We start from the raw sequence: 17,708 nt of genomic DNA on the forward strand, positions 1-17,708 counted from the left end.
GATCGCGGCCGTGTGGACCCGGGCGATGCCGATGCAGGCATTGGCTTCGTCGACCGTGCCGTAGGCGTCTACCCGCAGGTCGGATTTCAGCCGCCTCTCGCCGGTGCCGAGACCCGTGGTGCCATCATCGCCGGTGCGGGTGTAGATCTTGTTGAGCTTGACCATTTCGCCTCCCCGCCGACATCCCTCACTTGCGGGTGAAATACACCGCAAGCAGGATCAGCACCAGCGCCACGGCCTGCAGCATGACGCGCGCCTGCATCAGCTTGTTCGATGTGACGCCGGAGCCGCCGCGCATCATATTGATGAGGCCACGAACAAGCACGACCGCAACGGCGACCATGACCAGAATGGCGAGAATGTTGAAGACGGTTGCCATTGTTTCGTTCCAGTTGTTTTGGCGTTCAGGCGCGTTTGGCCATCAGGCGGTAAAGCATCGATGCAGGCAGGATGCGTTTGAGCACCGCACCGATCCTGGCCGGCACTGTTACCACATAGTGCGGGCGTGGGCGCCGCGACAGAAGTGCATGGCGCAGCGCCGCATGAACGACTTCCGGCCCTGGCTTCAAGGCCGATTGGCTGCCGCCGGTCCGCAGCCGCTCGAGTTGCGCCGCATAGTCCACGCGGTGCACGGAATTCTCGTGGTCGATGTTGCTGAGAAACCAAATGAGGCCATTGCTGGCGATCTTCGACTTCACCGGCCCCGGCTCGATCAGCGAAACGTGGACGCCGCTGCCGGCCAGTTCCTGGCGCTGGCAGAGCATCAAGGCCTCCAGTGCATGCTTCGACGCGGAATAGGCGCCGCGAAAGCGCACCGGCACGAGGCCAAGGATCGACGAACAGTGGACGATGCGGCCGTCACCCTGGCGGCGCATCACCGGCACCAGCCGGCGGGTCAAATCATGCCAGCCGAAGAAATTCGCCTCGAACTGCTGCTTGAGCGCCGCAACGGGCAGATCCTCGACGGCGCCCGGCTGCGCATAGGCGCCGTTGTTGAAAAGGGCGTCGAGCCGGCCGCCGGTGCGGTCGAGCACCGCCGCCACCAGCGAGGCGATGGAGTCCGGCTCGCAATAATCGAGATAGAAGGCCTCGATGCCATCGGCTTCGAGCGCGGCGATGTCCTGCGGCTTGCGCGCCGTTGCGAACACCCGCCAGCCTTCTGCCTTCAACGCGCGGGCGCAGTACGCGCCTATTCCCGAAGACGCACCGGTGATGATAATCGAGCGCAACTTTCGCGCCGGACTGTTCGTGGTTTCGCCAAGGGTTGCCATTTGCCGCAATCCCTTCCCATATTCCCGGCGTGGAGACAATTGGAGGGCGCGGTTCTTGTTGCGGAAGATCGTAGCCCTCAAGCGGGTCCTCTACGACGCGCTCGGCCATTTCAACACCGATGACGGCTGGGCGATGGCCAGCCATCTGGCGATCACATCGCTGATGGCACTGTTCCCGTTCCTGATCTTCGCGACGACGCTGGCGAGCTTCCTGGGCGCGCAGGCGTTCTCCGACACCGCCGTGCATCTGGTCTTCGACACCTGGCCCGAACAGATCGCCAAGCCGATCGCGCGCGAAGTGCTCAATGTGCTGACCGTCCGGCGCACCGACCTTTTGACCTATGGTGTGGTGCTTGCTGCCTATTTTGCGTCGAACGGCATCGAGGCGCTGCGCACGTCGCTCAACCGCGCCTATCGCGTTTCGGAAACGCGCGGCATCATCTACCGCCGGGTGCAGAGCATCATCTTCGTTCTCATCGCCACGGCCGGTTTCCTGGCGATCAGCGTGCTCCTGGTGTTCGCGCCGCTGCTGGCGCGGATCGCCGAAGCCCATATCGACTGGATCAAGCCCTATATGGGCACCATCACGCTGTGGCGTTACGTCATCGCTTCGGCGGTCATTGTCGGCGGATTGTTTGCCGTGCATTTCTGGCTGCCGGCGGGCAAGCGCCGCTTCGTCTCGCTGGTGCCGGGCATCGTCTTCACGCTGGCGGCATGGCTTATCGGTTCGACCATCTTCGCCACCTATCTCGACCACTTCTCGTCCTATGTGACGACCTATGCCGGCCTGGCCTCGATCATGATCGCCGTGGTCTTCCTCTACATGGTCTCGGCGATCTTCATCCTTGGCGGCGAGCTCAATGCTGCGATCAGCCGCTATCTGGAGGCACGTGCGCGGGTGGGATGACAGGTAGAATTGAGGAATTGAAGAACTGAAGGATTGGAGAAAAAGCGGGCCATATCCGGCGCTGTCTGTGCTTCTTCCTCAATTCCTCAATTCCTCAATTCCTCAATTCCTCAATTCCTCAATTCCTCAATTCCTCAATTCCTCAATTCCTCAATTCCACAGTTCTTCCCTTCGTCTGCCGCGCCGTTGCCAGGCCAACGCCGAATGTGGTGATCGCCATGCCCACGATCTGCAGGGCGTTGAGCTGCTCGTCGAACAGGGCCCATGCGATGACCGCCGTCACCGCCGGCACCAGGTAGAACAGCGACGCCACCTTCGACATCTCGCCGTCGCGGATCATCACCATCAGCAGGAAAATGGCGCCGAGCGACAGCACCAGCACCAGCCAGGCCATGGCGAAGATCAGCTCGCCATTGATGACGACGGTGTGGGTTTCGAAAGCGAGCGAGGCAAGGAGCATCAGCGAACCACCGCCGACATATTGCCACATGGTCGCCGCGACGAGGTCGCCGCCGGAGGCGAAGCGCTTCTGCCAGATGGTGCCGGCGCTCATGCCGAGCACCGAGACCAGTGAGGCGGTCAATGTCGCCGCGGTCACGCCGCCGCCCAGCGCGCCGAGCTTCGGCCACAGCACGATGACGATACCGATGAGGCCGATGCCAAGGCCAAGCCAGTGGCGCGGCAGGATCGCCTCGCCGAGAAACTTACCGGCAAGCACCGCCGTGATCAGTGGCTGCAGGCCGACGATGAGGGCTGAAAAGCCGGCCGGCATGCCCCTGTGGATGGCCCAGAAGACGGCGCCGAGATAGACGCCATGCATCAGGATGCCGGCGCCGGTGGCATGCAGCGCCTCCTGGCGGGTGGCTCTTTTCGAGCCAAGCACAAGCATCAGGACGGCCAGCAGGATAGCAGCGAGGACGAAACGCGCGGCGAGGAAGGTGAACGGTTCCGCCCACGGCATGGCGTAGCGCGCACCGATGAAGCCGGTGGCCCACAAGACGACGAAGGTGGCGGGGATGAACCGCTTGATGCTGTGCATGTTCCGGAGGCCGCCGTACTGGGGAGAGTTGACCGTGGCGCTGCTCTAATGCGCTTCAACCCGACGCGCAAAGCGAAACCATTGATCCATACATCACTGAAATTCAACGGCCGGCGCATTTGGCAGGTGATCTCGCCTGGTCAAAGCCCGACCGTCCGTCTGATGTCATCAGGTGATGCGCCGGCATGGCGCAGCGCGGCAAGACCGGTGTCACGGAGGCTCTTCGACAGCTTTCGGCCGTCGGGTCCGAGGATGAGGCGATGATGGAAATAGGCCGGTTGCGGCAGCCCCAGGAGTCGCTGCAGCAGGCGCTGCACGCCGGTGGCGGAAAACAGATCCTGGCCGCGTACGACGTGGCTGACGCCTTGCAGCGCATCGTCCATGACGACGGCGAGGTGGTAACTGGTCGGGATGTCACGGCGCGCCAAGATCACGTCGCCCCAGTCCTGCGGGCGGGCTTCCACGGAGCGCGTCGCGGAAAGCGTCTCGTCGGAATACTCCGTCCAGGACAGGTCCTTGCCGACACGCGCCATGGCGGCCTCGACATCCAGACGCCAGGCGAAGGGCGCATTCTCGACTATCCGCCGCTGACGTTCCTTCAGCGGCAGCGCCTTGTCCGCGGCGGGGTAGAGCGGCACGCCATCGGGATCGCGCGGCCAGTCGCGCCCACGCTTTTCGCTGTCGGTGATGAAGGCGCGGATCTCGCCACGGCTCATGAAGGCGGGGTAGACGAGTTCCTCCGCGATCAACCGCTCGAGCACCGCCTGGTATTCGGCGAAATGCTCGGACTGGCGGCGCACCGGCTCTTCCCAGCCAAGCCCCAGCCATTTCAGGTCGGCAAGTACGCCGGCCTCGAATTGCGGCGTGCAGCGCGTCGTGTCGATATCCTCGATGCGCAGCAGCAGGCGTCCGTGCGCCCGTGCCGCCAGCTTCTGGTTGAGCAGCGCCGAATAGGCGTGGCCGAGATGCAGGTCGCCGTTGGGGCTGGGCGCGAAGCGGAATGTCAGGAGTGTCATCTCTCAGGCGGCAATCATGTTTTGCGGCGCTTCGCCAATTGCTACCCTGTCGACGGTCGAGGAACAAGAAAGCATGCGCCGTATCGTGACATCAGACGACATTGCCCGGGGGCTCGACGCGCTTTGCGTGATCGACCCGCGCCTGGAAAAGGTGCGCGGCATGGCCGGCGAGGTGCCGCTGCGGCTGTCCGAGCCGGGGTTTCGAAGCCTGGCGTCGATCGTCGTCTCGCAGCAAGTGTCCCGCGCCAGTGCCGATGCCATCTTCGGCCGGCTGACCAAGCTCGTCGATCCGCTGACGCCGCAGGCGATCCTGGCCGCCGGCGAGGACATGTTTCGCGAAGCCGGCCTGTCGCGGCCCAAACAGCGCGGCCTGATCGCTGTTGCCCAGGCCGTGGTCGACGGCCTCGACCTTCATCACCTCTGTTCGCTCGATGCCGAGGAGGCGATCACGACGATGACGGCGGTGTCCGGCATCGGTCCGTGGACAGCGGAAGTGTATCTCTTATTCGCCGCCGGGCATCCCGACATCTTCCCCGCGCGCGACGTCGCGCTGCAGAGCGCGGTCGGCCACGCGCTCGGCATCGAGCCGCGTCCGCCGGAGAAAACCCTGATCGCATTGGCCGAATCATGGAGCCCGTGGCGAGGTGTCGCATCACGGCTTTTCTGGTCCTATTATCGCGAAACCAGAGGGCGGGACGCCGCGCCGCCGGCCTGAATCCGCAAAAAATCATAAAAATCATGCATTTTTGGCGCTTAGGCGACGCGACAATCCGCTTCACATCCCTGTCATGTCGGGCTTACAGTATCCGCGCCGTTCGGGTCTAGAACCAAGGAGGTGAACACGTGACGGTTGCCGTATCTCCGGATGGGCTTCCAGCACTGGTGCTGAATGCGGATTACCGTCCGCTCAGCTATTACCCCTTGTCGCTCTGGTCGTGGCAGGATGCCATCAAGGCGGTGTTCCTCGACCGGGTGAACATCGTCGCCGAATACGAGCACGCCGTCTCCTCGCCGACCTTCTCGATGAAGCTGCCGAGCGTGGTCAGCCTGAAGGCCTATGTGAAGCCCTCCAGGCACCCGGCCTTCACCCGCTTCAACGTCTTCCTGCGCGATCGCTTCCAGTGCCAGTATTGCGGCACGCCTGAGGATCTGACCTTCGATCACGTCATCCCCCGCCATCGCGGCGGCGCGACGACATGGGAGAATGTCGTTGCCGCCTGCTCGCCCTGCAATTTGAGGAAGGGCGGCATGATGCCCGCGCATGCCAAGATGTGGCCGCTGCAGAAGCCTTTCCAGCCGACGGTGCACGATCTGCACAACAATGGCCGCCTGTTCCCGCCCAACCATCTGCATGAGAGCTGGATGGATTATCTGTACTGGGATGTCGAACTCGAACCCTGAGATCGTTCGAGAATTCGGGAGGCTGGCCGTCTGGAGCAATTGTCTGCGCTTCCGCCTACCAGACCATGATATCCGACACTCCCCGGTATCGGACCAGTTCGGTCGTGCTCACTTATCAGCGGCTTCGCGCTTAAGGACCGGCTTCCCCCACTCCGTCGCTGCTTCGCAGCGCCACCTCTCCCCCCTCCGGAGGGAGAGGAAGGGAGCCTCTCTCGGAGGAGCGCTGGCTACAACAGGTTCGCGCCCCTTCCTCTACCCCGTCGATCGGGGGAGAGGTGGCTCGGCGACGCCGAGACGGAGTGGGGGTCGACCTGGCTCGGACGTCGAAGCCGCGCCACCCGAGTCAGCCCGACGAATTTTTGCGCGAACCCTGCGTCGCGCTGCTCAATCAGTCGCGGGTGAGGGCGCCGCGGAAGGCGACGGCGGCGAGGATCAGGCTGGCGATGGCGTTCCAGCCGGCCAGGGACAGGCCAAGGATGCGCAAGGCGGCTTTGTCGCAGGACGGCGGCACGAATTTGTCGAGCGCGTCGAGCACGCCCTTGCCGCCGGTGTCGACCGGCCCGGCGCCTGCGGTACAATCGGTCGGGCCGGCCCACCACTGCCATTCGACGCCGGAGTGGTAGACGCCGAGATAGAGGCCGTAGAGCATCAGGATGCCGCCGACGGCCAGCAGGCCGCGCGTCAGCCAACTGGGTGCGTGCAGCATCGACGCAATCACCGCCAGCACCATCAGCGGCACGCCGACATAGTAGGGCGTGCGCTGTTCGAGGCAGAGGTGGCAGGGGATATAGCCGCCGAGATACTGGAAGCCGAGCGCCGAGCCAACGGTGGCGGCCATGGCGACGGCGAGGAACAAGGCGGTCAGCGTGCGCTGGCGTCCGGTGTCGGCATTCATGGTCGCTGTCATTTCAATCAGTCCGTCCGGCTCGCAATGGTTCTGTTCAGAACGCGTATTTGACCAGGATATAGAGCAAAATCAGGGCAGCCGCGCCGGCGCCGGCGATGAGGCCGAGGCGCTTTTCGATGAATTCGCGGATCGGTTCGCCATAATGGCGCAGCAGCCAGGCGAGCAGCAGGAAACGGCCACCGCGGGCTACGATCGCCAGCACCACGAACAACAGCAAATTGACGCCGATGACGCCGGACAGGATCGTCACCACCTTGATCGGCGGCAGGTGGGCAGCGCCCGACGTGATCAGCATCAGGACGATGAAGCCGATGCCTGCCCCTGCGCGCAGCGCTTCGAACTCGTCGTACTTGCCGTAGAATTCGAGGATCGGCCTCGCCACCGCGTCATAGGCGTAGTGGCCGATGAACCAGCCGGCGATGCCGCCCAGCACCGAGGCGACGGTGGCGATCAGCGCATAGCGGTAGGCGCGATCCGGCCGCGACAGCGCCATCGGCAGATAGAGCACGTCGGCCGGCACCAGGAACACCGAGCTTTCGACGAAGGCGATGAAGGCCAGCCACCATTCGGCGGATTTGCGGGCCGCCAGCGACAAGGTCCAGTCGTAAAGTCCGCGAAGCATCGGCACTCCTAATGCGTGTCGTTCCATTGCGCAGGCAGGTTGGGGTTAACGGCATGCACGCAACAAAGACCCAGAGCACGCCATCCGTCCCCGCAGACGTGCCGCGCTTTGATGCGCCGCCTGTCTAGAAAGATTTTCCGCGCTGCACAATGGCAGCCCCCTCACGAAATCGAAAGGCGCAGTTTGGTCGCATCTTGAGGGCGCCGGAGAATTGGCCAGTTGACGAACAGCCCTCCAACCGTATAGTCCCGCGCCATCCAGGCCGCCCGGCCTGAGCCCCTATGGCGGAATTGGTAGACGCGCTCGACTCAAAATCGAGTTCCGCAAGGAGTGCTGGTTCGATTCCGGCTAGGGGCACCATCCTTCACTCTTCGAGCTTCGGGTGGGACAATTTAGCCTGTGTTTGTTTTGGGATCCGCTTGTGCGCGGCAGCGCCGGCGTTGCGTTCCCGGTTGGCCTTTTGGTGTATCGTGGTCTGCTGTTTCCCATGCTAACGCTTGCCGGCCCTTGTTCGCCTGCAAGTGCCCCTTCAGGCTGATCGGCGCTTTTCGCTCAACAAAACTCGCAGATGCGGTAACGCCGCATGCGCCACCGCCTTGGGTGGTTGCGTGAACATGCAAGGCGGTTCCGCAGCGCCTAGAAGGCAGGTCTTTTGCCAATCCAATGTAATGGACCAACAACCGCCGCAGACACGCGGGGCAATATTGATATTGTTCGGGTAGGCGTAATAGCCGATCGGCGTTGGACCGAAAACGACACAACACGGCGTCCCTACACAGCTTGCGATATGAACAAGCCCTCCCTCCATGTCGAAATGCATGGACGAGTTCGCAAGAACGGAGGTGATTTGCGGCTGTGTTGTCTTGGAAGAAAGGTTGTAGTCGGCCGAACTGAGGGTGCCTCCTACCACGCCGACTTGGACAACCGGAAGATCCGGCAACTGCGCCTTCACCTCTTTCACGACATCATCCAAGAACGGATAATCTCGCGTAGCTCGAGGGCGACCCGACTCCTCGCTGAAGGAATTATGGACGGTAATGTAGGGTTTATGGTCCAGTCCCAAGCTTTGAACCAAGGACGCATCCTCAGGTAACGGATATTGATGGCCGCCAAAGGGCACACCGCTGACATGGTTCAGAAAGGTGTCTCGCCTCACGTTCTGAAATTGGGCTACAAGTGCTGGATGGAAGTCCAAATGAGGATGCGCATCGATCGCATGCGAAAACATCTTCCGATAGGGTGCGATGCTTTGCAGCATTGCTGAAAGCGCCGGCCACCGTTCGGCAGCGGCAGAACTCATGTGCACAAGATCTACGGTGTGTGTGAGCTGCAGGACAAGAAGATATCGATGCGTGACCCACGTAAATACGCGTTTCGGAGCTTCAATGAAAGTTACATCCGGGAGAGGCTCGTAGAGCCAGCCCATTCCGCCCGTTACGGAATAGACGTCGATCTTTGCGCGGCCAAAGTGGCTCAGCAGATCGCGAATAAACCGGACGGCCACGATATGGTCGCCCATGCCGCCTGTTACACGAATGGCAATGCTGTCTCGTCGTTCTACGTTGATCGCTAGATGAAGTGCTAACGCCGCATTCTTGAAGCCGTTGCGCGTCCTGCGTGAGAAGCGCGTAAGGCCTCGATCTTGCCTACTCATGGCGATTCCTAAGCTTTGACGTTGAACATTCTTCCAGACGGTATCTACGCCGCCGCCGCTCCAGATGCTATCCAAGGGCATGGAGCGCTCGGCGATGCAATGATCGAGCCGGGACTGATGGCGAGGAGACCTGCGGCAGCCATTTCATTTTTCATGGCTCGGAATCCTCGCTCTGGCAGGGATCAAGACGCTTGCTGAGGGCATCCACAGACAGGACAACCGTTGGAATGCACTCGACGTTTCGACGGCCTCGAGTTCGGTGTGCCAGAAGGGCGGCGGCGTCATGCCGATCACCAACACGTCCGTCGGCTCGGCGTGGCCACCTGCGTACCGATATGCCTCAGCAGGCGGTCAAGACGCTTTGCGCGTCCCGCCGGTGGGGCCGCCGTCATTGGCCGCGCCGATCTCGCCAGCCGCCAGCAATTCGTCGAATGTCCGTTCGAGATCGGCATTGTCATCGGCTGCCGGTCCGCTGGGGGGATCCTGGCGTGTCAGCGTTTCCAGCCTTTGATGAAGCTGGCGGTTTTCATCGCGGCAACGGGCATGCGCGAGTTCGTCGGTCATGCCGCGCAAGCGGAGATCGGCGAGTTGGACCTTCACCGCGCCATAGTCTCGGCGCGCCGCGTCGCGCTCCTGGCGCAACGTCGCGATCTCGGCTTCCGAGGTTTGGCCCCGATACTCGGCCACGTCCTCGGCGCGCTGCCCGACCCTCGGCGTTGCGCGGACCACGCTTTGATCGGCGGCGCTGCGCTGGAGCGAGCGCAACCTCTTTTCAAGTTCGACGGCCCGCTCCTGCGCGGCGGCGGCGCAATCGCCGAGAACGCCGCGCTGATGCTCGAGCGTGGACAGCCGCACCTGCAGGTCCTGCTGCACCAGCATCTGCGCAGACAGTTTGCCGGTCAGTCTTTCGTTGTGGAGCTGGTAATCCGCGACCTTGGAACGAAGCAGCATGGCGGCCTGTTGCAAGCTGGCGAGCCGCGATGCAACGTCCTCACGCGCCTGCTCTGCGGCTTGCCTGGCGATGATCTCGTCGCGAAATTGCCCCGACACGCGCGCCAGGTTCCGGCCCAGACGCTCGACCTCGACATTCGCTTCGAGGAACCGCGTTGCGCGCTGGCCGGCATGCCTGTCCGCTTGCGCAATGGTCTGCCGTGCCCTGTTGAGTTGGACTTCCAGGTCGGCAATGGTCTTGCTCGCGATCGATAGCTCGCGCGATTTTCGCCCAAGCTCTTTCGAGGTGCGATCCTGCAAGCGCTGCAGCTTCGCCACCTCTTCCTGCAATTCCCATTTGTCGGTATCGGGAGCGTCGGCATCGTGCGTTTGCGCATCAAGCCTGCCCACATCGTGGTCAACCAACGACCACGCCGAGTCGTCACCGGCACGTGGATCCAGCCTGTCGTTGGACAAGGGCGAGGAGCCGCGCATGGCGCGGGCCTGGCTCGAGCCCGTCCGGGCCGAAGTCGAGCCGAGGGAGGCGGCCAGCGTGTCTGACTGGGCCAATCCGGTCACGGGCTCCTCTTCGAAGAGAGGCAAAGCTTGATACGTTGCGGCTCGAATGCTTCGAATCAGTTCGTCGAAGTCTTCGTCGGCCCTTCGGACAACGGCGCTATCCTCCGCACTGATGTGCCGGGCGCCGTTGGCCTCATGATTCAGCGACATTTCTCTCTCATCGCTACCGAATCACTAGATTATCGTGAATTAAGAACAAGAATGCGAGTAGGTTTTATCGGCTTTCACTGGAAATTTCTGCGAGAAATCTCGTTTTTTTATAAGCAGAGATCAATATTCGCGTTTGCCTGCTGGCAACCGAAGTAAACTCCCGGTCACCCACCCGTCAAATATTGCAGCGAAGATGTGCCATTCTCCAGAACCGCACCCTGCCTTTTCTCAGCGCCGCCCCAACAGGCTCTTCATGCGGTTGCGCAGCAGGCGGGCCATGTTGCGGGTCTCGCGGTAGAGGTGCAGTTGCGAGGCGGCCTGGCGGGTGAGGCGGTCGGCATCCGGCGCCAGGCCGATCACCAGCGTGCCCATCGGCTTGCGCTCCGCCCATAGCCGGCTCATCACCGGATGGTCGGGCACCGCGCAGGAATCGGTCATCATGATGTTGGGATCGTCGAGATGCTGCCTGGTCACCTCGATCATCAGCAGCGTGCCGGGCGAATAGCTGGCCAGCGTCTCGTCATAGGCCGTCTTCCAGGTATAGGCGATGCCGGCTTCGACGAAGACGATCAGGCAGGCGATGGTGCGGCCGTCGAGCGTCAGCGAATGGATGCGGCACATGTCCTGTTCGGCCAGCCGGTGCACGGCTTCGCGGGCGAAGGCGGCGCGGAAGCGGTCGATCGCCATGGCGGTGCGTTCGCGGCCTTTCCAGCCGGCCGCTTCCAGCGACAGGAAGCCTTCGATGGCATGGCGGATGTCTTCGGGGCCGCGCGCCACGACATGCTCAAGCTTGCCAAGGTCGCCAAGGCGCCGCTTCAGGCGGCGGAACTCGCGATAATGGTGCGCGCGCAGCGAGGCCTTCAGATAATCATCTCCATCGAGCTCGCTCTCCAGCGCCGGGCGCTGGATCTGGCCGGTGGTGACCAGCGTCAGGCCGCGCGCCTCGGCCACGGTGGCAAGCAGGCTCGCCACCGGGCCATCGAGCCGGACATCGGCCAGGACGAAGACTTTCGGCAGCTTGAGGTGCGGGCGCGACAGCATCGAGAAGAAGTCTTCGACGACGCCGACCGGATCGTCGCGGTCGACCAGCGGCGTGCCGAGCGGACCGAACGGGCTCGACCATGTGCGCATGACCGGCACGCCGAGCGGCACCACCGGCCGTTCCACCGAGAACGGCACCAGAAGGCGCAGCCGGTTGCGGTATTCGTCGCCGTCGCGGATGACCGCCAGCCGCACCTCGCGGTCCTCCAGCCGCGGCATGGCGGGCGCCAGGAAACGCGGGTTGAAGAACACGTTGGGCTCGACCGTGCGGGCGCAGAGATAATCCAGCTCCTCGACCAGGTCGAAGCCGGCCGATGCCGGATAGATGGCGAGCTTGCGCTCGGGCCGGTTGTTGGCGAGGATTTCAATGTGAGCGGGGTCGGCGTCGCGGGTCAGTCCGGCAAGGCCAGACACCATCGCGCCGGCAGTGCCGCCGCTGGTTTCCTCAAGCAACGGGATGGCAGCCATCACGCGGCTCCTTTCGGGGCTAAGAAGATGAGCATGGCGATGCCGAGCTTGCGCCACACCGTGAAGGAGAGCGCGCCGGCTTCGAAGATCATGGCAAAGGCGGTGGCCATTGCCGCGCCCCACAGGCCGAACATCGGGATGAGCACCACATTGAGGGCGATGTTGAAGGCCAGCGTCATGGCATAGACGGCAGCACAGATGTTCTGGTTGCCGCTCATCGTCAGCAGGCTTTCGCAGGGGCCGACGGCGGCCCGCGCCACGACGCCGAAGACAAGCAGGAACAGCAACGGATAGCCTGATGTGAATTCAGGGCCGAACAGCACCAGCATCGGCTCGCCGAGCGCCAGCACCAGCAGTGCCATCAAGAGCGATGGCCAGAACGTCCACGACACCGTCTCGCGGGCGAAGGCGGCAAGCCTTTGCGGGTCGCCATGGGTGAACTGCGCATAGCGCTGGGCAACGCCGGCCTTGACGGCGAAGTAGACGAAATGCACCAGCGCCAGCGTCTTCACGGTGGCGAAATAAACGGCGACGTCGTTGGGATCCATATAGGCGCCGACCATCAGCACATCGGCATTGGTGAGCAGGAAGAAGAAGCTCTCGACCAGGAAGATCGGCAGCGAGACGACGAACCATTGCGCGAAATGGACCTTTATCGGCCCCGCCGGGATCTGCCGTTCCATGCGCTGGGTGACACCGACGAGTTGTCCCAGCGTGGTGGCGTAGGTGGCGGCGATCGAGGCGAAGATGGCGGTCCTGGCATCGGGTGCGTAGCCCACGAACAGCATCAGCGCCATGAACAGCAGGATCAGCACGGGCCGCACCAGATAGGTCGGCGACAGGGCAAACAGCGCCCAGCTGTTGGCGCGTGCCAGGCCCGACAAAAGGTCGGACATGGCGATCATCGGCAGGCAGATGACGCCGAGGATGAACGGGATCACATAGTAGTTCTCGATCCAGGGTGCCGCCAGCCAGACGCCGAGCGCGCCGAGCCCGGCAATCAGCGTGGAGGCGATCAGCACGAACAGACGGCTGGCTAGCACGATGCCGCGCAGTTCGTCCATCAAGCCGCGCTCGCGATATTCGGGAATGTAGCGGATGACCGAGGTGTGGAAGCCCAGGCAGGCGAGATTGCCGACGATGACCATCGTCACCCAGACGAGGACGAAGATGCCATATTCGAACGAGCCCATCCAGCGTGCCATCAGCACCTGGCTGACGAAGGCGATGACGGCGCTAACGATGCGGACCGAGAAGGCGATGACCGACATGCGGCTCGCCTCGCCGCGCTCGTCGGCGGTGAACAGCACGGCATCGATGCGGCCAAGCAACGGCCCCATGCGCAGCGCCCAACGCTGCGGCAAGAACCGCCCGGCAGTCGTGGCCGCGGAAAAGCGCACCCCGATTTCTCTCCGTTTTCCGCTTCTTTTTCAGGCGTTAGTGTAGCGGAGACACATTAAGAAAACGTGGGTGGGGAGCCCCCTTCGCCCCGTCACTATACGGGGAGAAGGTGCCGGCAGGCGGATGAGGGGCGGCGCTGGCGGTGGGAGGGTTTGCGCTGTGCGCTTGGCAAAGAACGGAGGAAATACGAGCGCAAATGATGGCGGGTTAACATTCAAGCACTTTCCCAGAAGCGCGAAACCCGCTCTAATACGCCCGTTCTGGGGAAACCATGTCACAGCTTATAATTCACGGCCATGTGACTCTGGGGGCCCGAGACAAGTTCGTTGCGCGTTGGGTTGTATGAGGATGGGACGATGAAGGCGACCGTTCCACCCTTTGCAGAGTTCTTTGTGCCGGTCTTGCGGGCATTGGACGCGCTCGGCGGCTCCGCTTCGATCGAAGAGATCGACGACAAGACGGCAGTACTGATGAACATTTCCGATGCGGCGCGGGCGGTGCTGGTTGGTGATGGTCCAAGGGCAAAGTTCGATTATCGCTGCGCCTGGGCACGAAGCTGGCTGAAGAATGCAGGCCTCACGAACAATAGCGAGCGCGGCGTGTGGGCGCTCACGGCGGAAGGCCGGGCATCGCTGTCACTTGCTCCGGAAGAAATCGTACGGCTTGTCAGGCGAGCCGACGCGGCACTACGCAAAGCGAAAACTGTCGTTGCCCCCGAGCGCGTGGAGGCCGAAGCGGAAGCAGCTGATATCGCCTTGAAGGACTGGCGGGAGCAACTGCTCGACATACTTCTGGCGCTTGATCCCGCGGCCTTTGAGCGGTTGTGCCAGAGAATTCTCCGTGAGGCCGGCTTTATCAAGGTCGAGGTGACCGGGAGGAGCGGCGATGGTGGCATCGACGGCACCGGTGTATTGCGGGTCAACCTGCTTTCGTTCCACGTGCTATTCCAGTGCAAGCGTTGGAAAGGCTCGGTGGGGTCAGGCGTCGTGCGCGACTTTCGCGGTGCAATGGTTGGTCGAGCCGATAAGGGCCTTGTCATCACCACCGGTACATTTACCGCGGATGCGCGGCGCGAGGCTGTGCGCGACGGCGCTCCTGCCATCGACCTGATCGATGGTGACGGATTATGCGATCTGCTCAAGGATCAGAAGATCGGCGTGCGAGTGAAGATGGTGGAGGAAGTGACGGTCGACGAGGCGGCATTCGCCGAGTTTTAACGACGCCAATCGCGGAACCCAGCGCCGCCCCTCATCCGCCCTTCGGGCACCTTCTCCCCGTGAACGGGGAGAAGGGAAAAAAAGCGCCGCGCCCTTACGCGAACGCCCCGTGGCAGTGCTTGTACTTCTTCCCCGAACCGCAGGGGCAGGCTTCGTTGCGGCCGACTTTGCCCCAGGTGGCCTGGTTGTTGGGGTCGCGGTCCTCGGGAGCGACGACGGCGGTTGTCTCCGGGCGGACCAGGAGGGCGGTTTCGCCGCCTTCGAAGTCGTTCTCGCCGGTGGTGCCGTCGATGTGGGTGCCGAACATGTCGGGGGCTTCCGGGGGCGGCGCTTCGGCGGCCTGGCGGACCAGTTCGACGCGCATCAGCTGCGCGGTGACGGCCTGGCGCAGATTGCCCAGCATGGCCTGGAACAGCTCGAATGCTTCGCCCTTGTACTCCTGCAGCGGATCGCGCTGGGCGTAGCCGCGGAAGCCGACGACCGAACGCAGATGGTCGAGATTGACGATGTGCTCGCGCCACAGATGATCGAGCGTCTGCAGCACAACCGAGCGCTCGACATAGTTCATCACCTCGGGGCCAAAACGCTCGGCGCGCTCCTTGGCGGCGGCTTCGGCGGCCTGCCCGATGCGCTCGCGGATGTCGTCTTCGGCGATGCCCTCTTCCTTGGCCCAGTCCTCGACCGGCAGGTCGAGGTTGAGGAACTCGGCGATCTCGGCCTTCAGCCCGGCAACGTTCCACTGCTCGGCATAGGCGTTTTCGGGAATGGCCTTGGCGACGATCTCGTCGATGACGCCTTCGCGCATCTCGGCGATCGTTTCGGACAGGCCTTCGCCGTCCATCAGCTCGATGCGCTGCTCGAACACCACCTTGCGCTGGTCGTTGGAGACGTCGTCATATTTCAAAAGGTTCTTGCGGATGTCGAAGTTGCGCGCCTCGACCTTCTTCTGCGCCTTTTCCAGTGCCTTGTTGATCCACGGATGGATGATCGCCTCATCTTCCTTGAGGCCGAGCTTCTGCAGCATGCCGTCCATGCGCTCGGAGCCGAAGATGCGCATCAGATCGTCCTGCAGGGACAGGAAGAATTTCGAGCGGCCGGGGTCGCCCTGACGGCCGGAACGGCCGCGCAACTGGTTGTCGATGCGGCGCGATTCGTGGCGTTCGGTGGCCAGCACGTAGAGGCCGCCGGCGGCCAGCGCCTTTTCCTTCAGCCGCTCGATGTCGGCAATGATTTCCTTTTCCCGCGCCTCGCGCTCGGGTCCGGCCGGCATGTCGCCGAGCTCTTCCTCGATGCGCATCTCGGCATTGCCGCCGAGCTTGATGTCGGTGCCGCGGCCGGCCATGTTGGTGGCGATGGTGATGGCGCCGGGCTTGCCGGCCTGGGCGACGATCGCCGCCTCGCGCTCGTGATGGCGGGCGTTCAGCACTTCGAAATCGGTAAAACCTTCCTTGCGCAGGCGCTCGGCCAGCTGCTCGGACTTTTCGATGGAAGTGGTGCCGACCAGCGTCGGCTGGCCCTTGGCGCTGGCTTCGCGGATCTCTCTCACGATCGCCTTGTATTTCTCCTCGACCGTCCGGTAGACCTCGTCGTCCTCGTCGATGCGCACGACCGGCAGATTGGTCGGGATCTCGGTGACTTCGAGACCGTAGATGTTGCCGAATTCCTCGGCCTCGGTCAGCGCCGTGCCGGTCATGCCGGAGAGCTTCTTGTAGAGGCGGAAATAATTCTGGAAGGTGACGGAGGCCAGCGTCTGGTTCTCCGGCTGGATCGCCACATGCTCCTTGGCTTCGAGCGCCTGGTGCAGGCCTTCCGAATAGCGGCGGCCCGGCATCATGCGGCCGGTGAACTCGTCGATGATGACGATCTCGCCGTTGCGGACGATGTAGTCCTTGTCCTTCTGGAACAGCCGGTGCGCCTTCAGCGCGTTGTTGACGTGATGGACGATGGCGACGTTCTCGACGTCGTAGAGCGACTCGCCCTTGAGCAGGCCGGCATCGCGCAAAAGGTTCTCGAGCTTCTCGGTGCCTTCCTCGGTGAAGATCGAGGTCTTCTGCTTCTCGTCGATCTCATAATCCTGCGGCTGCAGCTGGATGATGAAGGTGTCGATGGTGTTGTACATTTCCGAACGGTCCTCGAGCGGACCGGAAATGATCAGCGGCGTGCGCGCCTCGTCGACCAGGATGGAATCGACTTCGTCGACGATCGCGTAATTGTGACCGCGCTGCACCATCTGGGCGCGCTCGTATTTCATGTTGTCGCGCAGATAGTCGAAGCCGAGCTCGTTGTTGGTGGCGTAGGTGACATCGGCGGCGTAGGCGGCGCTGCGCTCCTCGTCAGACAGGCCATGGACGATGACGCCGACCGAGAGGCCGAGGAACTTGTAGACGCGGCCCATCCATTCGGAGTCGCGGGTGGCCAGGTAATCGTTGACGGTGACGACGTGGACGCCTTTGCCGGCGAGCGCATTGAGGTAGACCGGCAGCGTCGCGACCAGGGTCTTGCCCTCGCCGGTGCGCATCTCGGCAATACCGCCATTGTGCAGCACCATGCCGCCGATCAGCTGGACATCGAAGGGGCGCATGCCGAGCACGCGGCGCGCTGCCTCGCGGGCGGTGGCGAAGGCCGGCACCAACAGGTCGTCGAGTGTGGCGCCATTGGCTATGTCCTGGCGGAACTTCGCGGTGCGGCCGACCAACTCCTCGTCGGAGAGCGCCCGCATCTCGTTTTCCATGGCGTTGATCGCCTCGACACGGGGCCGGGTCGATTTGACCCGACGGTCGTTGGAGGAACCGAAAACCTTACGGGCGAGACCGCCGAGACTGACCATCCAATGGTCCTTTCGATAGAATTCTCAATCTTGAGATGAGCGCCGGCCGGCCCCATCAATTCCACGTGAACACTGGCGAACACATTAGTGAACACTGGCAAACACAAAAAGCGCCCGGAAAACGGTTCTGGACGCAAAGTCGTTGGACAGATAAGAGGGGGCTCAACTGATGTCAACGCCGCGCTGGCCCTGCTGGCTGCGCCAAATTCCGCCACAATCTGGCCGATCTGGAAGCACCCTCTTAACAATCCCCACCGGAGTCCACCCTATGTCCCTGT

17 protein-coding genes and 1 tRNA gene are annotated in these 17,708 nt (G+C 62.8%); 6 read left to right on the top strand and 12 right to left on the bottom strand.

The window, feature by feature from the left end:
• The 3 genes from EN964_RS05440 to EN964_RS05450 form a co-directional block, all read right to left on the bottom strand.
• Window positions 1-165, bottom strand: a 165-nt coding sequence (locus EN964_RS05440; RefSeq protein WP_373565053.1) for an ATP:cob(I)alamin adenosyltransferase, incomplete at its 3' end; no start/stop codon positions are given.
• Window positions 166-187: 22 nt separating this feature from the next.
• A complete protein-coding gene (locus tag EN964_RS05445) occupies window positions 188-379 on the bottom strand; it encodes a twin transmembrane helix small protein (protein ID WP_013529428.1) in 192 nt (63 codons plus the stop codon).
• Window positions 380-404: 25 nt separating this feature from the next.
• Entirely contained in the window at window positions 405-1,271 is an 867-nt protein-coding gene (locus tag EN964_RS05450; RefSeq protein WP_127270628.1) for an SDR family oxidoreductase, read from the bottom strand.
• 55 nt (window positions 1,272-1,326) lie between these two features.
• On the opposite strand from EN964_RS05450, the gene EN964_RS05455 reads away from it, so the two are divergent.
• Entirely contained in the window at window positions 1,327-2,178 is an 852-nt protein-coding gene (locus tag EN964_RS05455) for a YihY/virulence factor BrkB family protein (RefSeq protein ID WP_127270626.1), read from the top strand.
• A 142-nt stretch (window positions 2,179-2,320) separates the two neighbouring features.
• On the opposite strand, the gene EN964_RS05460 is transcribed toward EN964_RS05455, so the two are convergent.
• A complete protein-coding gene (locus tag EN964_RS05460) occupies window positions 2,321-3,217 on the bottom strand; it encodes a DMT family transporter (protein ID WP_127272487.1) in 897 nt (298 codons plus the stop codon).
• A 140-nt stretch (window positions 3,218-3,357) separates the two neighbouring features.
• Complete coding sequence (gene gluQRS / locus EN964_RS05465; RefSeq protein ID WP_127268793.1) at window positions 3,358-4,233, bottom strand: tRNA glutamyl-Q(34) synthetase GluQRS; 876 nt, start codon at window positions 4,231-4,233, stop codon at window positions 3,358-3,360.
• A 73-nt stretch (window positions 4,234-4,306) separates the two neighbouring features.
• Here gluQRS and EN964_RS05470 point away from each other — a divergent pair, with 73 nt between their 5' ends.
• Window positions 4,307-4,948, top strand: a complete 642-nt coding sequence (locus EN964_RS05470; RefSeq protein ID WP_127268792.1) for a DNA-3-methyladenine glycosylase — start codon at window positions 4,307-4,309, stop codon at window positions 4,946-4,948.
• 128 nt (window positions 4,949-5,076) lie between these two features.
• Complete coding sequence (locus tag EN964_RS05475) at window positions 5,077-5,634, top strand: HNH endonuclease (RefSeq protein WP_006328497.1); 558 nt, start codon at window positions 5,077-5,079, stop codon at window positions 5,632-5,634.
• A 388-nt stretch (window positions 5,635-6,022) separates the two neighbouring features.
• Here the strand turns inward: EN964_RS05475 and EN964_RS05480 are convergent, their stop codons facing one another.
• Together EN964_RS05480 and EN964_RS05485 are read right to left on the bottom strand one after the other, a co-directional pair.
• Window positions 6,023-6,541 (bottom strand): disulfide bond formation protein B, encoded by a 519-nt coding sequence (locus EN964_RS05480; RefSeq protein WP_127268791.1) that lies wholly within the window; start codon window positions 6,539-6,541, stop codon window positions 6,023-6,025.
• A 34-nt stretch (window positions 6,542-6,575) separates the two neighbouring features.
• Window positions 6,576-7,163, bottom strand: coding sequence for a YqaA family protein (locus EN964_RS05485; protein WP_127268790.1), 588 nt, complete (start codon window positions 7,161-7,163; stop codon window positions 6,576-6,578).
• A gap of 275 nt (window positions 7,164-7,438) precedes the next feature.
• Here EN964_RS05485 and EN964_RS05490 point away from each other — a divergent pair.
• Window positions 7,439-7,523 (top strand) — tRNA-Leu (locus tag EN964_RS05490).
• A gap of 169 nt (window positions 7,524-7,692) precedes the next feature.
• On the opposite strand, the gene EN964_RS05495 is transcribed toward EN964_RS05490, so the two are convergent.
• From EN964_RS05495 to EN964_RS05510, 4 genes are all read right to left on the bottom strand, one after another.
• Entirely contained in the window at window positions 7,693-8,898 is a 1,206-nt protein-coding gene (locus EN964_RS05495; RefSeq protein ID WP_127268789.1) for a glycosyltransferase family 9 protein, read from the bottom strand.
• 270 nt (window positions 8,899-9,168) lie between these two features.
• On the bottom strand, window positions 9,169-10,476 hold the full coding sequence (locus EN964_RS05500) for a hypothetical protein (RefSeq protein WP_127272363.1): 1,308 nt from the start codon (window positions 10,474-10,476) through the stop codon (window positions 9,169-9,171).
• A gap of 228 nt (window positions 10,477-10,704) precedes the next feature.
• A complete protein-coding gene (locus EN964_RS05505) occupies window positions 10,705-11,985 on the bottom strand; it encodes a GNAT family N-acetyltransferase (RefSeq protein WP_127272362.1) in 1,281 nt (426 codons plus the stop codon).
• Window positions 11,985-13,385: a lipopolysaccharide biosynthesis protein gene (locus tag EN964_RS05510; protein WP_127271016.1), complete on the bottom strand. Its 1,401-nt coding sequence runs from the start codon at window positions 13,383-13,385 to the stop codon at window positions 11,985-11,987. Before EN964_RS05510 ends, EN964_RS05505 begins: the two co-directional genes overlap by 1 nt.
• Window positions 13,386-13,742: 357 nt before the next feature.
• Here EN964_RS05510 and EN964_RS05515 point away from each other — a divergent pair, with 357 nt between their 5' ends.
• On the top strand, window positions 13,743-14,603 hold the full coding sequence (locus EN964_RS05515) for a restriction endonuclease (protein WP_127272361.1): 861 nt from the start codon (window positions 13,743-13,745) through the stop codon (window positions 14,601-14,603).
• 94 nt (window positions 14,604-14,697) lie between these two features.
• Here the strand turns inward: EN964_RS05515 and secA are convergent, their stop codons facing one another.
• Entirely contained in the window at window positions 14,698-17,430 is a 2,733-nt protein-coding gene (gene secA, locus EN964_RS05520) for a preprotein translocase subunit SecA (protein WP_127269308.1), read from the bottom strand.
• Between the two features lie 87 nt (window positions 17,431-17,517).
• On the opposite strand from secA, the gene EN964_RS38100 reads away from it, so the two are divergent.
• Window positions 17,518-17,708 (top strand): hypothetical protein (locus tag EN964_RS38100; protein ID WP_206528695.1); only part of this gene is annotated, 191 nt, incomplete at its 3' end.

The organism is Mesorhizobium sp. M7A.F.Ca.CA.001.10.2.1, assembly GCF_003998575.1.
In the GTDB taxonomy this organism is placed as follows: domain Bacteria; phylum Pseudomonadota; class Alphaproteobacteria; order Rhizobiales; family Rhizobiaceae; genus Mesorhizobium.

What these genes read in the sequence shown, in the direction of transcription:
- EN964_RS05445 (WP_013529428.1), bottom strand. Translation starts at nt 379, where the DNA reads ATGGCAACCGTCTTCAACATTCTCGCCATTCTGGTCATGGTCGCCGTT.
- EN964_RS05480 (WP_127268791.1), bottom strand. Translation starts at nt 6,541, where the DNA reads ATGACAGCGACCATGAATGCCGACACCGGACGCCAGCGCACGCTGACC.
- EN964_RS05450 (WP_127270628.1), bottom strand. Translation starts at nt 1,271, where the DNA reads ATGGCAACCCTTGGCGAAACCACGAACAGTCCGGCGCGAAAGTTGCGC.
- EN964_RS05495 (WP_127268789.1), bottom strand. Translation starts at nt 8,898, where the DNA reads ATGCCCTTGGATAGCATCTGGAGCGGCGGCGGCGTAGATACCGTCTGG.
- secA (WP_127269308.1), bottom strand. Translation starts at nt 17,430, where the DNA reads ATGGTCAGTCTCGGCGGTCTCGCCCGTAAGGTTTTCGGTTCCTCCAAC.
- gluQRS (WP_127268793.1), bottom strand. Translation starts at nt 4,233, where the DNA reads ATGACACTCCTGACATTCCGCTTCGCGCCCAGCCCCAACGGCGACCTG.
- EN964_RS05505 (WP_127272362.1), bottom strand. Translation starts at nt 11,985, where the DNA reads ATGGCTGCCATCCCGTTGCTTGAGGAAACCAGCGGCGGCACTGCCGGC.
- EN964_RS05515 (WP_127272361.1), top strand. Translation starts at nt 13,743, where the DNA reads ATGAAGGCGACCGTTCCACCCTTTGCAGAGTTCTTTGTGCCGGTCTTG.
- EN964_RS05470 (WP_127268792.1), top strand. Translation starts at nt 4,307, where the DNA reads ATGCGCCGTATCGTGACATCAGACGACATTGCCCGGGGGCTCGACGCG.
- EN964_RS05460 (WP_127272487.1), bottom strand. Translation starts at nt 3,217, where the DNA reads ATGCACAGCATCAAGCGGTTCATCCCCGCCACCTTCGTCGTCTTGTGG.
- EN964_RS05485 (WP_127268790.1), bottom strand. Translation starts at nt 7,163, where the DNA reads ATGCTTCGCGGACTTTACGACTGGACCTTGTCGCTGGCGGCCCGCAAA.
- EN964_RS05500 (WP_127272363.1), bottom strand. Translation starts at nt 10,476, where the DNA reads ATGTCGCTGAATCATGAGGCCAACGGCGCCCGGCACATCAGTGCGGAG.